Below are 15,985 nucleotides of genomic sequence, written 5' to 3'. Positions count from 1 at the left end.
GAGCCGCCGCCCCGTCGACAAACGGAGTCCATGTACAGGGCCCTGACGCTTGCGAGGGGTTTCCGACGTCTGGATGAAGCCTGGGGATCAGGCATGACGAGAGTGCCGGTTGGAAGTCGTCGGGTTCCGCAGGCGTCGGGGGCAGCGGGCGAACACGCTGCTGCGCAATCACCAGACCGGTGCAGAAGGGAGCGGGGGCCGAGCCTTCATCCGACGGCGGACGCACGCATCACGGCCGAAGGCGCGGACCTCCGGTCTTCAGGGCGGGTGCTGCGCTTGCCCAGCTCCTGCACAAGGCCTCAGCCGGATCCGCCCAGCACGATCTTCCACACTCGGGTCGCCACCTGGAGGTTGAGCCGGTCCTCGACGTTCGCGAGGTCTTTGTCGCTGATCTCGCGGATGCGCTGGAGTCTGTAGCGCAGCGTGCTGCGGTGGATGGCGAGGGATGCGGCCGTCTCGTCGTAGTTGCCGCCGCAGTCGAAGTACTGAGCCAAGGTCTCCGCCATGGCCGAGTTGTTTCGGGCGTCGTAACCGATGAGTTGCCCGAGCCACTCGTGGACGAACGCCTCCAGTTCCCGGAACTCGTTGCCAGGCCCCAGGATGCGATAGAGGCCGAGTTGGTCGAAGAACGTCATGCCGTATGGCTTGCGGGAGTGGCTGCGCACTTCCAGGGCACGCTGCGCCTCCTGATAGCGCTGGGGGATGTCGTCGGGGGAATCGCACCGGGCGCTCACGCCAATGCTCCCGGACGGCGCCCCCGTTTCCAGGGTGAGCGCCTCGTACAGCGCTCGAGCGTGCGGCCTGTCATCAGCGAGCAGGACCACGTGCTCGGCACGTCGGGTCAGCAGCGAGCGCATGCCCACGGCAGACGCCGCCCGGCCCACGGTCTGCGCGAAGGAATCGTCCGCGGTCCGGTCGGACCACTGCACCACGACGATGTAGTGGCTGCGGTGCAGGTCGTGTCCGACGGCCTCGGACCTGGCGTAGGCGCTGGTCTCGTCCGTTCCTGCCAGTAGGTCGTCGGCCAACTCGCGGTGCAGTCTCAGTTCCACTTCGGCCAGGTTGCGCAGGTGCGCCAGCTCCGGGGCGAGCGACGTGGCGGCCTGTTCCAACGCGAGCACGGTGTGCTCGTCTGCCTCGCCCTGGGGATCGACCAGGGCCAGCATGCCCAGGACCTCGCCGTGCGGGCGGACCAGAGCGATCAGCCGGCCCTTGATCCGCGTCGGCCCGGCCTGCCGGGCGGCGGCGTTCAGCAGTGCGTCCTGGCGCACGGGGTCCGGTTCCGGATAGGGGTCGGGCCGGCTGGGGCCTGCCCAGGACCTCAGCCGGCCGAAGCGGTCCTCGACCAGGGCGGGGAGTCCGGTCAGGCCGTGCAGTGCGCGAGTGACGGCCTCCTCGTCACCGCCCGAGGCGGCGACGTCGGCCATGAGTGCGTGTACAGCACGCCGGTACGCCAGCTCAGCCACGACGGCGATCAGCTGCTGCTGGAGGGCTGCGCGTTCCTCCCTGAGCCGGTGCAGCTCCAGCGCCTCCTCGCGGTGGCGGCGGTGTGCGAAGGCGACCGACAGCGCAGCAGCCGTGTGCCGGATGAGTGTGGCGAGCAGGGACCACTCGGCTTCGGTGGGCCGGGAGCGGGACGTCACTACGAGGTAACCGTGCAGTCCCTCAAGTCCGCGCAGCCCAAGGGCTTGGCCCCAAGGCCTGCCGGGGACGGCCACAGGACCGTCCTGCCCCGCCAGGTCCCGCACTCTCCGATCCACGGTCGAGGCGTGATCCTGGCGGTTCCCCGGGCTGGGGGCCAGGTCACCGTCCGCTTCGAGGAGGTAACCGGCCTCGGCGCTGTAAGGCCCGGCGGCGGCTATGTGGTCCATGGCCAGGCGCAGGATCTCGCTTTCGTCCGGGGTGTCGAACAGGGTGCGGGACAGCACCGTCAGTTCGTGGAGGGCACGGTCGGCGGAGCCGTCCCCCGACAAAGTGCCCTCTCTGTCGGAGTAGCGGTTCAGGTTGTGCGGCCGACTCTTGCCCATGGCGCCGCTCCCGGCCTGTCGGAGGGCGAGGCGAGCGGTGTTTCGGCTACAGCTCGCGAGCCACCCCATGCGATATGTCCGTATTTTCACTCTAGTACTCGTAGGGTGACCGGGCTCGTGCATTTCTGCCCGGCCAGGCGCAGGCGCGGAGCCGCTCAGCTCGACATGCTGGGGTGCGTTCGAAAACCCTCCGCGTGTAAACCGGCAGGAGAAGCGGAGCCACAGGAGAAGCGGAGCTAACCGTCCAGGCGGCGCGCTGTACTGGTGCGGTTGCGGGGTTGTGCATGGCACTGCTCGCCGCAGCCGAGCCGGTGCGAAATGCAGCGACGCAGTACCTGGCGCTCTGCAGGGTGCCCGCGGAGGTCCTATCCGTAGCTGAACGAAAGTCAACCGGAGAGTCGGCGCAGGCCGCAGTACCGGGAGGAGTTCCTCATGGCTAGGGCAGTGGGCATCGACCTGGGCACCACTAACTCGGTGATCGCCGTGTGGGAGGGCGGCGAGCCGTCCGTTGTGCCCAACACCGAGGGCAACCGCACGACACCGTCCGTGGTGGCCTTCACCGACACCGGGGAGCGCCTGGTGGGCCAGATGGCCCGGCGCCAGGCGATCCTCAACCCCAAGGGCACCATCTACTCGGCCAAGCGATTCATAGGCCGGCACTTCGACGAGATCTCCGACGAGGCGAAAGCGGTGGCGTACGACGTCGTCGAGGGCGACGGCGGGGCGGCCCGCTTCGAGGTGCGCGACAAGCTGTACGCGCCTGAGGAGATCAGCGCACAGGTGCTGCGCAAACTCGCCGACGACGCCTCCAAACAGATGGGGGAGCGCGTCACGGAGGCTGTCATCACGGTGCCCGCCTACTTCAACGACGCCCAGCGCACCGCCACCAAGGATGCCGGTCGGATCGCGGGTCTGGAGGTGCTGCGGATCATCAACGAGCCGACGGCGGCCGCTCTCGCGTACGGCATGGACAAGAAGCAGCACGAGACCGTCCTCGTCTTCGACCTGGGCGGCGGCACCTTCGACGTGAGCATCCTCGATGTCGGCGACGGCGTGGTGGAGGTGCGCTCCACCGCGGGGGACAGCCACCTGGGCGGCGACGACTTCGACCGGCGTCTGGTGGACCATCTCGCAGACGGCTTCCAGAAGGAGAACGGCATCGACCTGCGGAACGACCCGCAGGCGCTGCAACGACTGTTCGAGGCGGCGGAGAAGGCCAAGACCGAGCTCAGCTCGGTGACGCAGACGCAGGTCAGCCTGCCGTTCATCACCGCCGACGCCTCGGGCCCCAAACACCTCACCGACTCCGTCATGCGGTCCACATTCGAGCAGATCACCGGCGACCTCGTGGAACGGTGCCTGGAGCCGGTCCAGCAGGCAATGGCCGACGCCAAGGTCGGTGAGAGCGACATCGACGAGGTCATCCTCGTAGGCGGCTCCACACGCATACCCGCGGTCCAGGCCCTGGTCCGCCGGTTGACCGGCGGCAAGGACCCCAACATGAGCGTCAACCCCGACGAAGTCGTGGCCCTGGGCGCCGCGATTCAGGCCGGGGTGCTCAAGGGTGAGGTCAAGGACGTCCTGCTGCTTGATGTCACGCCCCTGTCGCTGGGCGTCGAGACGCGCGGCGGAGTGATGACGAAGATCATCGAGCGGAACACCACCATTCCGGTGCGGCGTACCGAGACGTTCTCCACCGCCGAGGACAACCAGCCGGCCGTCGATGTGGTGGTCCTCCAGGGTGAGCGCGAGCGTGCTGCCGACAACCGGGTGCTCGGCCGGTTCCAGCTCACCGATATCCGGCCGGCGCCGCGAGGCGAACCGCAGATCGAGGTCATCTTCGACATCGACGCCAACGGCATCCTCAGTGTCAAGGCGCGCGACGGGGACACCGGCAAGGAACAGGGCATCACCATCAGCGAAATGTCCAACCTGGACCGCGGTGAGGTCGAGCGTATGGTCCAGGAGGCCGAGCGCAACCAGGGCCAGGACCGAGAGCTCCGCGAGGCCGTCGACGCCCGCAACGAGCTCGACGCCATCGCGTACCAGGTCGAGAAGCGCCTCGCCGAACTGGGCGACGCAGCTCCCGCGCACGAGAAGGCACGGGCCGAGATGCTCGTCTCCGATGCCCGGGCGGCGGTCAAGGAAGAGGCAGGCGTGGAGCGCGTGCGGCCACTGGCCTCCGAACTCCAGCAGGTCCTCGCCGGACTCGCTGCCCAGCAGGGTGCCACCGCCACGGGAGGCCCGGGCCAGGACGCCGCCGCCGGTGGTCCCCCCAGTGGTGGCAGCGGTGACGACGATGTCATCGACGCCGAGTTCGACAAGGGTTGAGGCCGCCATGCCCAGCTACCCCCAAGAACCCGACCGGGCCACGTCGGCCGAACCGGCCCTGGAAGGTGCCGCACGCCCTCCGGGCGAAGACTCGCGTCAACCCGGCCCGCCGCCCCGGCCGCAAGCGACCAACGATGAACCGGGGCCCGACGCCGCCCCTGCACCCGCGGTGGACCAGCACACAGCCGCGATGCAGGAACTGGAGGACCGCTGGCGGCGCGCGCTCGCCGACCTCGACAACCTTCGCAAGCGTCACGCGAGGGAACTGGAGCGGGAGCGGACGGTCGAGCGTTCCCGTACGGCCGCCGCCTTCCTGCCCGTCCTGGACAACCTCGAACTCGCCCTGGCCCACGCCGACGTCGACGCCGATTCAGGTGCGGTCGTGGAGGGCATCCGGGCAGTCCGCGACCAGGCGGTGAACGTCCTCGAACTGCTCGGCTACCCGCGGCACGCGGAGACCGGCGTGGCCTTCGACCCGGCCCGGCACGAGGTGGTCAGCGTCGTCGACGACCCCGACGTCGAGCCGGGCACCGTCGTGCAGGTGCTGCGCCCGGGCTACGGCGACGGCGATCGGCAGCTCAGGCCCGCCAGCGTGACCGTCGCGAAGCTGGAGTGATCTGTCATGGCACGGGACTTCTACGAAGTGCTGGGAGTGTCGCGGACCGCGAGCCAGGACGAGATCCAGCAGGCATATCGCAAGCTCGCCCGCAAACACCATCCCGACGTCAACAAGGACCCTGCGGCGGAGGAACGCTTCAAGGACCTCAACGAGGCATACAGCGTCCTGTCCGACCCGAAGACCCGGGCACGCTACGACCGCTTCGGCGAAGACTTCCGCAAGATCCCCGAAGACTTCGACGACCGGGTCGCGGCCGGAGCGGGCGGCGGATTCCGTACCCGGCGGACCGCAGGCGCAGGCGCGGGCGGCCCCCGCGTCCGGTACACCACCGGCTTCGGCGATGACTTCTCAGCCGAGGATGTGAACATCGAGGACCTGCTCGGCTCGCTCTTCGGTGCGGGTGCGGGTGCGGGCTCCGCCGGCGTACCGGGAGCCGACCAGGAGGCCGAACTGCCGCTCACCGTCGAGGAGGCGTACAAGGGCGGCCGCCGTACCGTCACACTGGCCGGGCCCACCGGGCAGCCGCGGCGCTACGAGGTCGACGTCCCGCCGGGCGTCACCGACGGGCAGCGCATCCGGCTGGCGGGAGAGGGCGGGCGGGGCAGTGGTGCCGCACCCGCGGGCGACCTGCACCTGCGGGTGCGGATTCAGCCCCATCCTCAGTTCCGGCTCGACGGCCGCGATGTCCACGTGCAGGTCCCGGTGACCCCGTGGGAGGCGGCCCTAGGCGCGACCGTGCCGGTGCCCACCCCCGGTGGCACAGCCAAGGTCACCGTGCCTGCAGGCTCGTCCAGCGGCCGTCGGCTGCGGCTGCGCGGCGAGGGCATGCCGAACCCGCGCGGTGCGAACGGCGACCTGTACGCCGAACTCCGCGTCATGGTGCCACCCACGCTCGGCGACCGGGAGCGTGAACTGTTCGAGGAGCTCGCCGCGACATCCTCGTTCGACCCCAGGAGGACGCGATGAATGACCGACCCACGGGAGCGGCAGGCATCGGCCGGTCCGGTGCAGGCGACCGCCCGGTTCAGCCGGTCACCTACGTCGCCACCGCTTCGACGGCTGCCCGGTATGCGCTTGTTCCCGCCCCAAGACTTTCCCTGGAGGCCGTGGCCCGTCGATCGGGTCTCCATCCCGATCTGGTCCGCCGGTTCGTCGCCCTCGGGCTGGTCGACGCCGAACGCGATGCCGTCGGCCACCTGGTATTCGACCGCGACGCCCCAGCGGTACTCGCCCGCATCCAGCGGCTGCGCTCCGGACTCTGCCTCAATTACGCATCCATCGGCCTGGTGCTCGACCTGCTCGATCGCATCAGCCTGCTCGAAACCGCCCTGCGTGGCCGCGGCACGAGGAGTGAAACACCCCCATGGACATGAACCGTCTTACACAGAAATCCCAGGAAGCCCTCCAGGAGGCGCAGTCCGCGGCCGGCCGCATGGGGCAGACCGAAGTGGACGGAGAACACCTGCTGCTCGCACTCCTCGATCAGGAGGACGGTCTGATCCCACGGCTGCTGCAGCAGGCCGGAACCGAGCCGAAGGAACTGCGCGCGGCCGTGCGCGAGGAACTCTCCCGCCGCCCGAAGGTCACCGGCCCCGGTGCGACACCCGGCCAGGTCTTCGTCACCCAGCGCCTCGCCGGCCTGCTCGACGCCGCTGAACGGGAGGCCAAACGCCTCAAGGACGAGTACGTGTCCGTGGAGCACCTCCTGCTCGCCCTGGCCGAAGAGGGGTCATCAACAGCCGCCGGACGTCTGCTCAACCAGGCAGGGATCACGAAGGACTCGTTCCTGGGCGCACTCACTCAGGTCCGCGGCAATCAGCGTGTCACCTCCGCCAACCCCGAAGTGGCCTACGAGGCTCTGGAGAAGTACGGCCGCGATCTCGTCGCCGAGGCCAAGGAGGGCAGGCTCGACCCGGTCATCGGCCGGGACGCCGAGATCCGCCGCGTCACCCAGATCCTGAGCCGGAAGTCCAAGAACAACCCGGTCCTCATCGGAGACCCCGGCGTCGGCAAGACCGCCATCATCGAGGGCCTCGCCCAGCGCATCGTCCGCGGCGACGTCCCCGAGGGACTCCGCGACAAGATCGTGTTCGCCCTCGACATGGGATCCCTGGTCGCCGGCGCCAAGTACCGGGGCGAGTTCGAGGAACGCCTCAAGGCCGTGCTCAGCGAGGTCAAGGCGGCACAAGGCGGCATCTTGCTCTTCGTCGACGAACTGCACACCGTTGTCGGTGCGGGCGCCACCGAAGGGGCCATGGACGCGGGGAACATGCTCAAGCCGATGCTCGCCCGCGGCGAACTGCACATGATCGGCGCCACGACCCTCGACGAGTACCGCAAACACATCGAGAAGGACGCAGCCCTCGAACGACGGTTCCAACAGGTCCTGGTCGACGAGCCCAGCCTCGAGGACACCATCTCCATCCTGCGTGGACTGCGTGAGCGCCTGGAAGTCTTCCACGGCGTCAAGATCCAGGACACCGCACTGGTCTCCGCCGCCACCCTCAGCCACCGCTACATCACTGATCGATTCCTGCCCGACAAGGCCATCGACCTGGTCGACGAGGCATGCGCCCGGCTGCGTACAGAGATCGACTCCATGCCTGCCGAACTCGACGAGATCACCCGCCGCGTCACCCGCCTGGAGATCGAGGAAGCCGCCCTCTCCAAGGAGACCGACCCCGCCAGCAAAACCCGCCTGGAGGAGCTGCGCAAGGAACTGGCCGACCTGCGCGGTGAGGCCGACGCCAAACACGCTCAGTGGGAGGCCGAACGGCAGGCGATCCGGCGGGTGCAGGAACTGCGCCAGGAACTGGAACAGGTCCGCCACGAGGCGGAGGAGGCCGAACGCGCCTACGACCTCAACCGTGCCGCCGAACTCCGATACGGCCGCCTCCAGGACCTGGAGCGCCGACTCGCGGCGGAGGAGGAGCAGTTGGCCACCAGGCAGGGACAGAACCGGTTGCTGCGCGAGGTGGTCACCGAAGAGGAGATCGCAGAGATCGTCGCCGCCTGGACCGGCATCCCGGTCGCCCGCCTGCAGGAAGGTGAACGCGACAAGCTGCTGCGCCTCGACGAGATCCTTCGCGAGCGCGTCGTCGGCCAGGACGAGGCCGTCAAGCTCGTCGCCGACGCGATCATCCGCGCCCGCTCCGGCATCCGCGACCCTCGCCGCCCCATCGGTTCCTTCATCTTCCTCGGCCCCACCGGCGTCGGAAAGACCGAGTTGACCAAGACTCTCGCCCGGGCGCTGTTCGACTCCGAGGACAACATGGTCCGCCTCGACATGAGTGAGTACCAGGAGCGGCACACCGTCAGCAGGCTCATGGGCGCACCACCCGGATACGTCGGCTACGAGGAAGGCGGCCAGCTCACCGAGGCCGTGCGCCGCAAGCCGTACTCGGTCGTGCTGTTCGACGAGATCGAGAAGGCGCACAGCGACGTCTTCAACACGCTGCTGCAAATCCTCGATGACGGCCGCATCACCGATGCTCAGGGCCGCACCGTCGACTTCCGCAACACCGTGATCATCATGACGTCCAACATCGGCTCCGAGCACCTCCTCGACGGCGCCACCGCCGAGGGTGAGATCAAGCCTGACGCCCGCGCCCTGGTGATGGGCGAGCTGCGTGGGCACTTCCGTCCGGAGTTCCTCAACCGCGTCGATGACATCGTGCTGTTCAAGCCGCTGGGCGAGCGGCAGATCGAACGCATCGTGGAGCTGCAGTTCGATGAACTGCGGCAGCGGCTGGCGGAACGCCGCATCAACGTAGAACTCACCGATGTGGCCCGAGAGGTGATTTCGCACCAGGGCTACGACCCGGTGTACGGGGCCCGGCCGCTGCGGCGATACATCTCCCACGAGGTCGAGACGCTGGTCGGGCGTGCCCTTCTGCGCGGCGACGTCCAGGACGGCGCGACGGTCCGCGTCGACGCCGAACACGGAGAGCTGGTGGTCACCTACGACCAGCAGGAAGAGGCCCGGGAAGCGAGGGCAGCGTGAACACCACACGTACAACGACGGTGACCTGCCCGCACTGCGGGCGCGACAACCGCATTCCTGTTGCCGCCGAGGGGCGCCCCAAATGCGGCCACTGCAAGCAGCCGCTGCCCTGGGTCGTCGACGCGGGCGACGACGACTTCACCGAAGTCGCCGACAAAGCCGTCCAACCTGTCGTCGTCGACCTCTGGGCCACCTGGTGCGGCCCCTGCCGCATGGTCAGCCCCGCCCTCGAACAGGTCGCCCGCGACCTCGCCGGACGGATCAAGCTCGTCAAAGTCGACATCGACAAGAACCCGGGAGTCAGTCGGCGGTTCGAGGTCCAAGCAGTGCCCACGTTGCTCGTTCAAGACCATGGCGAGACGGTCGCCCGACAGGCCGGTGCGGCACCGGCGCACGTCCTGCGGCAGTGGGTCGAACAGGCCCTGGAAGGCCGGCAGACCACCGCGGGTGCGTGAGCGTCTGTGACCGGACTGGAGACCATCGCGGGGGCCGCGGCCGAACAGCCATCCATGAGAGGAGAACGTCATGGCCACGATTCCAGATCCGCACCTGGCAATGGTGCGGCCCGTCACACCGCGTACCCCGCAGGGCTGCGAGGAGTGCCTCAGGGAGCATTCCCCATGGGTGCACCTGCGGCTCTGCCTCACCTGCGGGCACGTCGGCTGCTGCGACTCCTCACCCCTCAAACACGCCCGACGACACGCGGGCAGCGCCGAGCACCCCGTCGTGCAGTCCTTCCAACCGGGAGAGGACTGGCGCTGGTGCTACGTCCATGAGGCTTTGGTCTGATGAGTGCTGCCCAGCACAAGAATGGTGCGGTCCGCGAGACGCCGGACCGATACGGGGCGTTCCCGCGCCTTGCACCGGAACAGCTTCAGGACCTGACCGCGCACGGTGAGCGCCGCAGGACCACGGAAGGTGAGGTGCTGTACCGGGAGGGCGAGCCGTTCCGGGAGTTCCTCGCCATCCTCAGCGGGGCCGTCGAAATCCTTCAGGACCACGGTGGGCCGGAGGAGCGAACGGTGGCGGTACACGGACCCGGCAGGTTCCTGGGTGAACTGGGGATGCTGGAGGGGCAGGCAGCGTTCGACACCGCCGTGGTGCGTGAGGCAGGCGAGATCCTGGCCGTACCGGTGGAGCGCCTACGCACCTTGATCGGCCGCGACCCTGTACTCGGCGACCTGATCCTCCGCGCTTGTCTGGGCCGACGGTGTCTGCTCATCGGCCTCGGCGCGGGCTTCCGCATCCTGGGATCGTGCTACTCGCGGGACACGCTGCGGCTGCGTGAGTTCGCTGCCCGCAACCGGCTGCCCCACCGCTGGCTGGATCTGGAAAGGGACAAGGAGGCTGAGGCGCTACTGCGTCGGTTCTCCGTCCGCCCCGAGGAAACTCCGGTCGTCCTCTGGCAGGGCGAGCGGGTGCTGCGCAATCCGAGCAACGCCGAACTCGCCAGGCTCATCGGGCTGCCCGCCCCCACGCCGAAGACCGCCCAGTGCGACGTGATGGTGGTCGGCGCGGGCCCCGCGGGACTCGCCGCAGCCGTGTACGGCGCCTCCGACGGCCTCACGACGATCTCTGTCGACGCCGTGGCCACCGGAGGCCAGGCAGGCACCTCGTCCCGCATCGAGAACTACCTCGGCTTCCCGTCGGGCATCTCCGGAGGAGAGCTCATCGAACGCGCGGTGCTCCAGGCCCACAAATTCGGTGCCCGCCTCATGGTGCCGGCTCAGGTCAACAGGCTCATCCCGCAGGACGACGAGTACGTAGTCAGCTTCACAGACGGGTCCCAAGTCCGGGCGGACGCCGTGGTGCTCGCCTCAGGTGTCCGGTACCGCAGGCTCGAGGTGCCCGGCATCGACCGTCTGGAGGGCATCAGCGTCTACTACGCGGCGACCGTGCACGAGGCCAGTCTCTGCGAGGCGGACCCGGTCGCCGTTGTCGGCGGGGGCAACTCCGCCGGACAGGCGGCGCTGTTCCTGGCCCAGCACGCGTCCGGAGTCCACCTCCTCGTCCGGGGCAGCGACCTCAACGCGGACATGTCGCGTTACCTGGTGGACCAGGTGGAACGGCACCCGAAGATCGAGGTGCTGCTCCACACCGAAGTCCGGGGCGCCTCCGGGAAGGAGAAACTGGAGTCGCTGAGCGTCGAGGACAACGCACATGGTGAGCGCCGCACGCTGCGGGCCGCCGCGCTGTTCGTGTTCATCGGGGCTCGCCCGTGCACGGAGTGGTTGAGGGGCGTGCTCGCCCTGGACGAGAAGGGCTTCGTCCTGACCGGGGCGGACGCCCAGGCTGCCGCCGACGCGACCCGGTGGGACTCGCTCGGCCGTGGTCCATTGCTGCTGGAGACCAGCCTTCCCGGGGTCTTCGCATCCGGCGACGTCAGGAGCGGCTCGGTCAAACGAGTTGCCTCGGCCACCGGTGAAGGTGCCATGGCGATCCGCCTCGTGCACGAGCATCGGGAAAATGCCGGCAACCTGGTCCGCACCGCAGGCCCGGAGGGGCCTCGACCGGTGACGGGCCAGTCCGTGGCCCAGCACTGATCTCTCCCGACGGGCCCTCAGACGGCCGGACGCCAACCAGGCTGTCGCATCGAGCGAACGATGCAGCGGTTCATGGCCGATGATCAGCCGGCCGGCGTGGTGTGCCGAGACAAAGGCGAACTGCGAGGCAGCGCGGGTACGGGGCCGAACACCACCGTGGCGAACACGCCACCCGGCACACGGGGACAGCGTGTCATCGCAGCGTCGACTTTGCCTGAAGGCATCCTGTGAGCACTTGCCATCGCGGGAACAGCCGACGAGAAGGGCCAGTCATGCAAGCGTCGTGCCAGAGCGTTACGGTCGTGGCTCTCCTGGCGGATCCGGACGCACCGACCGAGATTGCGAAGCGCATGAGCCGGACCCTTCCTGCTCGGCTCGCCGACAAGTCTCGCCAGGGGCGGAGGTTCGACATCGAAGTGATCAGTGAGCCCTTCACTTCAGGGACAGAGGACCCGCCCACCTTGATGGGCCGGATCATAGACCGTGGCAGTGCGGAGGATTGGGACATCATCGTCGCCCTCACCGACCTCCCGCTGCACTCGCACGGCCGCAAACTCGTCGCCAGCATGAACCACCAACACGGCTTGGCCTTGTTGTCACTGCCTTCACTGGGGGGCTTCCGGCTGCAGACGAGGGCCCGCCGGGCCGTGGTAGAAGCCGTACTTGGCTTGGCGGGCCCGCAGCCCACCGAGCCCGAGGGGCCTCGACAAAGGCAGATTCTTCTGGAATCCGTTGACGGCGGTCTCACGCCCGTTCATCCGAGCCCGATCGGCGATGAGGAGAGCGCTGATCTCCGGTTCGTCATCAGCGGGCCGCGCGGCTATCTACGAGTCCTCTTCGGTATGGTCCGCGCCAACCGGCCGTGGCGGTTGGTGCCGGGCCTTTCGAAAGCCCTGGCGGCCGCACTCGCCACGGGAGTCGTCGCCACTGTGAACTCCACCGTCTGGAGCCTGGCCGACGCTCTGAGCGCGCCGCGCCTCGTCATCGCCACGGTCGGGTCCGTGGCACTCATGATCGGTTGGCTGATCGTAGACGCGCAGCTTTGGCATCACCCGGCACAGGGCTCGCCGGAGGCGAGGCAGAGGGCGAGGCTGTACAACGTCTCGACCGTCCTGACCGTGGGTGTCGGGGTGCTCGCCTGCTATGTGGGCTTGATGGTCATCAACTTTGTGTGGGCGCTGTTCATCCTCAACGACCAGGTGTTCGCTTCCATGACACGAAATCCGTTGAACGCAACGGACTACTGGACGTTGTCGTGGTTCGTGGCTTCGACTGCCACAGTGGGCGGCGCGCTGGGATCAGGCCTGGAGAGCGACGAGGCGATCCGAGCAGCCGCCTACTCCAAGCGCGAACAGGAACGTCGCCACATGCTCCAGGACGAGCACGATGGCTAGCTGTATGAAGATGCACAGGAGCCGATGGCGATGGCGGACGGTGTATCACGCCCGTCTCCTTGGTGGCGGTGGCGGTGGCGGTGGCGTGATGGTGCGGTCGGTGACCGGACCGACGGAGCGCAGATCGACTGTTCAGCAGCCCATCGGCTCCTCGGCACTTGCCGGACCTTCGGCCAGGGGTGTCCGCAGCGGCAACCCCCTGTCCCAGGAACGGCGGCCGTCACTCTGCTTCTGGACCGTGGGGGAGGCCCTCCCGCACGACGGCCGAACCAGAACCAGGCCGACGCGAGCCGGCATAGCCTCCCGGCTGGGCTCACGCCCGTGACGTGGCCGCGGGCCTTCAGGGAAGTCCTTTGGTCCGGGCTCAAAATCGAGGAGACGCGGCTGGAGCCCCTGCTCGCGCTGCGCACGGCCGTCGGTGTGGCAATCGTCATGGGGCCGGCGCTATGGCTCGGCTCCCCGGCGTACGCCGCATCCGCCGCCCTCGGCGCTTTCTCCGCGGGTGGGGCCACCTTCCAGCGCACCTGGCGCCCACGCAAGGTGATCGCGCTCGGCGCCGGCGCGGGGCTGGCGCTCAGTACCCTGGTGGGCTATCTGGCGGCGGGGCAACTCGTGGCATTCCTTCCGCTGCTGGCCCTGTGGACCTTCATCGCGGGGCTGGCGTGGGCCGTCGGATCGACCGCCGGGATCGTCGCAGCGACGACGGTCGGCAGCATGCTGGTGACCATCACCCTGCCCACCAGCGTCGGACGAGCCCTGGAGCACGCCGGGATCATCGCGCTCGGCGGAGTGGTGCAGGCCGTGCTGATCTTGCTGTTCCCGATCCGCCGATGGGGAGCGCATCGTGACGCGCTCGCCGACGCCCTGGCCTCCGTGGCGGACTACGCCCGCCGGCTCCGGCACGACCCGACCGCCCGGTTCGACCCGGAGCCTTTGATGACAGCCCGGGACGCGGCCGCCGTCACGCCATCACAGGCCCGCACCCGCCCCACCGTCCTCCACGGCCCGCGAGGACTTGCCGAGCGCATTCTGCCGACCATCGCCGCGCTCGCCGACCCGGACGTCGGCGCCCCGGCGGAGGGACCTGGGCGGGACCGCGCGCGGGAGCTGCTCGACGCGGCCGCCGACGTGTTGGACGCGGCCGCCCGATCGATCCGGCGCGGCACCCCCGTCGAGGTACCGCCCAAGACCCTGGACCTCCTGCGTGGAGACGAGGAGCACGAGGTGCTCGAGGGACCCGCGAGGCAGGCCGCCGAGAGGCTCGCGGGACTGCTCGGCGAGGCGCTGGAGATCGCTGAGTGCGGCGACGTGCGCAGAAGGACGCCCACGCAACATGGCCCCGCGGGCGCTCAGTTCCTGGTGCGACCGACCCTGTTCCGGCTGATCCCGGTCATCGTGCGGTCGGTCCGTCGTGAGCTCCGCCACGACTCGCCCGTCTTCCGGCATGCCGTTCGGCTGGCGGCGGTGGCCACGCTCGGCTATCTCATCGCCGCCCGGCTACCCCTGGGTCACGGCTACTGGGCGCCCATCGCCTCGGTGATGGTGATGCGTCCGGACTTCCACCGCACGTACGCGCGTGCGGTCGCCCGTTTCGCCGGGACTCTGGTGGGGGTCGTGCTCGCCACCGGGGTGGTGCGGGCCCTGGGCCCGGACGCCCATGTGTTCGGTGCGCTGGCGGTGGCCTCGGCGGGCCTGTCGTACACCCTGATCCGTACCGGCTACGCCTACTCCCAGTGCTTCACTGCCGCGTACGTCGTCTTCCTGCTCGGCATGGGCGGCCAGACATGGGAACAGACAGTCCCGGAGCGGATGGTACTCACCCTGCTGGGCGGAGCCCTGGCAATGCTGGCCTACGCGGTGTTCCCTGCATGGGAGACGCCCCGGCTGACGGAACGGCTTGCGGACTGGCTCGCCGCCAACGGCCGCTACGCGGCCGCAGTGCTCCGCAACTACGCCGAACCGACCAGGGAACGCCGTGCCGACATGCGCAGTGCCCAACTGGCGAGCAGAAAAGCGCGTGCCGCCTGGCAGGAGGCATACGACCGGGCAAAGCAGGAACCGGTCCGCCCCAGGGGCCTGACTTCGCGTGAGGCGGAGGAGGCACAGGAGGCACTCAAAGGGTTCGACAGGGCAGCAACGCTCATGGCGAACCGGGTCCCGCAGGACGACAACCCTTTCGCTCTCGAGGCAGAGGGGCTCGCCAAGGCCCTGGAAACGGACACGGCGCAGGCGGCAGCCGACCTGCGCGAGCACAGGGATCCGGACTGGGGACGCGTGGAGAAAGCTCTCCAGGCATGGGAGGGCGCCGGTGCCCGGAGCCCAGCGCTACGGCGTGAGGCGGACCTGCAGAAGCGCGCCCTGGAGGACCTTGCGACAGCCGTAAGCCGCACCCCCCTGGAGCGCGACGTCGGCTCCGTGCGCGAGGAGCAGCGGGTGCGGGAGGCCGTGGAGGCTGAAGGCGGTGGCTCAGGACCCGCGCACCGGGGCGGGTGACGTTCCGACGACGGCAAGCGTCGCGTCCTCCTGGAGAGGCAACAGTTCGGTGCTTCGGGCTGCGGGGCGCGGGCCTAGCCGTGGGCGCGCATGGTTTCGGTCTCCCAGTCCGCGAACAGCTTGGGCAGAATCTTCGGTTCGTGGTCGGCGTCGCGGTGCCACTGGATGAAGGCGCGGGCGGCGGGGCGGTGGGCGTCGTAGGCCGGGCACAGTTCCATCCAGACGCCGGTCATCAGCGGGCCGTGCCAGTGCAGCAGGAGTTCACCGCCGCAGCGGGAACCGGACCGGGCCGTCTCCTCCTGGCTGTCCTGCTCGGCGGGGTGCAGCCGGGCGAGTTCTGTGTCGCTGACGTGGTCGAGGCTGCCGTCGAGGTTGCCGATACGGCAGAAGGAGCCGTCGGGGCGTACTACGTAGCGTCAGGTGAACGACATACAAGTCCCCTTTCGGGCTGAAATGTGACGCGGATGGTCACGATCCGCCTGGTTCTGGATCAGCGCCCGGTCCTCGAATCGGCTTGAGTAGCAGTTGGCCCGCGCCGCCGTCCGCCCGGACATCCGGCGCTCCCGGCCCGGCAC

The 15,985-nt window shown here is 69.0% G+C and carries 12 protein-coding genes; 10 read left to right on the top strand and 2 right to left on the bottom strand.

The features are described from left to right. Window positions 1-299 precede the first annotated feature (299 nt). Window positions 300-2,027: a PucR family transcriptional regulator gene (locus ACFQ7F_RS32910; protein WP_383278471.1), complete on the bottom strand. Its 1,728-nt coding sequence runs from the start codon at window positions 2,025-2,027 to the stop codon at window positions 300-302. A 432-nt stretch (window positions 2,028-2,459) separates the two neighbouring features. On the opposite strand from ACFQ7F_RS32910, the gene dnaK reads away from it, so the two are divergent. The 10 genes from dnaK (at window position 2,460) to ACFQ7F_RS32860 (ending at window position 15,410) form a co-directional block, all read left to right on the top strand. After that, a complete protein-coding gene (dnaK, locus tag ACFQ7F_RS32905) occupies window positions 2,460-4,358 on the top strand; it encodes a molecular chaperone DnaK (protein ID WP_383278469.1) in 1,899 nt (632 codons plus the stop codon). A gap of 7 nt (window positions 4,359-4,365) precedes the next feature. Next, entirely contained in the window at window positions 4,366-4,974 is a 609-nt protein-coding gene (locus tag ACFQ7F_RS32900; RefSeq protein ID WP_383278466.1) for a nucleotide exchange factor GrpE, read from the top strand. A gap of 6 nt (window positions 4,975-4,980) precedes the next feature. Beyond that, the gene (locus ACFQ7F_RS32895; RefSeq protein ID WP_383278463.1) at window positions 4,981-5,943 is read left to right on the top strand and encodes a DnaJ C-terminal domain-containing protein; all 963 of its coding nucleotides are present in this window, start codon (window positions 4,981-4,983) and stop codon (window positions 5,941-5,943) included. Further along, window positions 5,940-6,350, top strand: coding sequence for a chaperone modulator CbpM (locus ACFQ7F_RS32890; protein WP_383278460.1), 411 nt, complete (start codon window positions 5,940-5,942; stop codon window positions 6,348-6,350). Before ACFQ7F_RS32895 ends, ACFQ7F_RS32890 begins: the two co-directional genes overlap by 4 nt. Further along, the gene (clpB, locus tag ACFQ7F_RS32885; protein ID WP_383278457.1) at window positions 6,341-8,980 is read left to right on the top strand and encodes an ATP-dependent chaperone ClpB; all 2,640 of its coding nucleotides are present in this window, start codon (window positions 6,341-6,343) and stop codon (window positions 8,978-8,980) included. The genes ACFQ7F_RS32890 and clpB overlap by 10 nt, the downstream gene beginning before the upstream one ends. Next, the gene (trxA, locus tag ACFQ7F_RS32880) at window positions 8,977-9,435 is read left to right on the top strand and encodes a thioredoxin (RefSeq protein ID WP_383278454.1); all 459 of its coding nucleotides are present in this window, start codon (window positions 8,977-8,979) and stop codon (window positions 9,433-9,435) included. The genes clpB and trxA overlap by 4 nt, the downstream gene beginning before the upstream one ends. A 70-nt stretch (window positions 9,436-9,505) precedes the next feature. Beyond that, window positions 9,506-9,769: a UBP-type zinc finger domain-containing protein gene (locus ACFQ7F_RS32875; RefSeq protein WP_383278451.1), complete on the top strand. Its 264-nt coding sequence runs from the start codon at window positions 9,506-9,508 to the stop codon at window positions 9,767-9,769. Next, window positions 9,769-11,523, top strand: coding sequence for an FAD-dependent oxidoreductase (locus tag ACFQ7F_RS32870; protein WP_383278448.1), 1,755 nt, complete (start codon window positions 9,769-9,771; stop codon window positions 11,521-11,523). The genes ACFQ7F_RS32875 and ACFQ7F_RS32870 overlap by 1 nt, the downstream gene beginning before the upstream one ends. Before the next feature lie 302 nt (window positions 11,524-11,825). Continuing rightward, window positions 11,826-12,917 carry a hypothetical protein gene (locus ACFQ7F_RS32865; protein WP_383278445.1) on the top strand — a complete coding sequence of 364 codons (1,092 nt, stop codon included), beginning with the start codon at window positions 11,826-11,828 and terminating at the stop codon, window positions 12,915-12,917. A gap of 321 nt (window positions 12,918-13,238) precedes the next feature. Then, window positions 13,239-15,410, top strand: coding sequence for an FUSC family protein (locus ACFQ7F_RS32860; protein WP_383278442.1), 2,172 nt, complete (start codon window positions 13,239-13,241; stop codon window positions 15,408-15,410). A 74-nt stretch (window positions 15,411-15,484) separates the two neighbouring features. Here ACFQ7F_RS32860 and ACFQ7F_RS32855 read toward each other — a convergent pair whose 3' ends face one another. Further along, window positions 15,485-15,736, bottom strand: a complete 252-nt coding sequence (locus ACFQ7F_RS32855) for a DUF6300 family protein (protein ID WP_383278507.1) — start codon at window positions 15,734-15,736, stop codon at window positions 15,485-15,487. Window positions 15,737-15,985 lie beyond the last annotated feature (249 nt).

The sequence above is a fragment of the Streptomyces sp. NPDC056486 genome (assembly GCF_042795295.1).
GTDB lineage: Bacteria > Actinomycetota > Actinomycetes > Streptomycetales > Streptomycetaceae > Streptomyces.
This window is presented reverse-complemented; position numbering and strand designations above follow the sequence as displayed.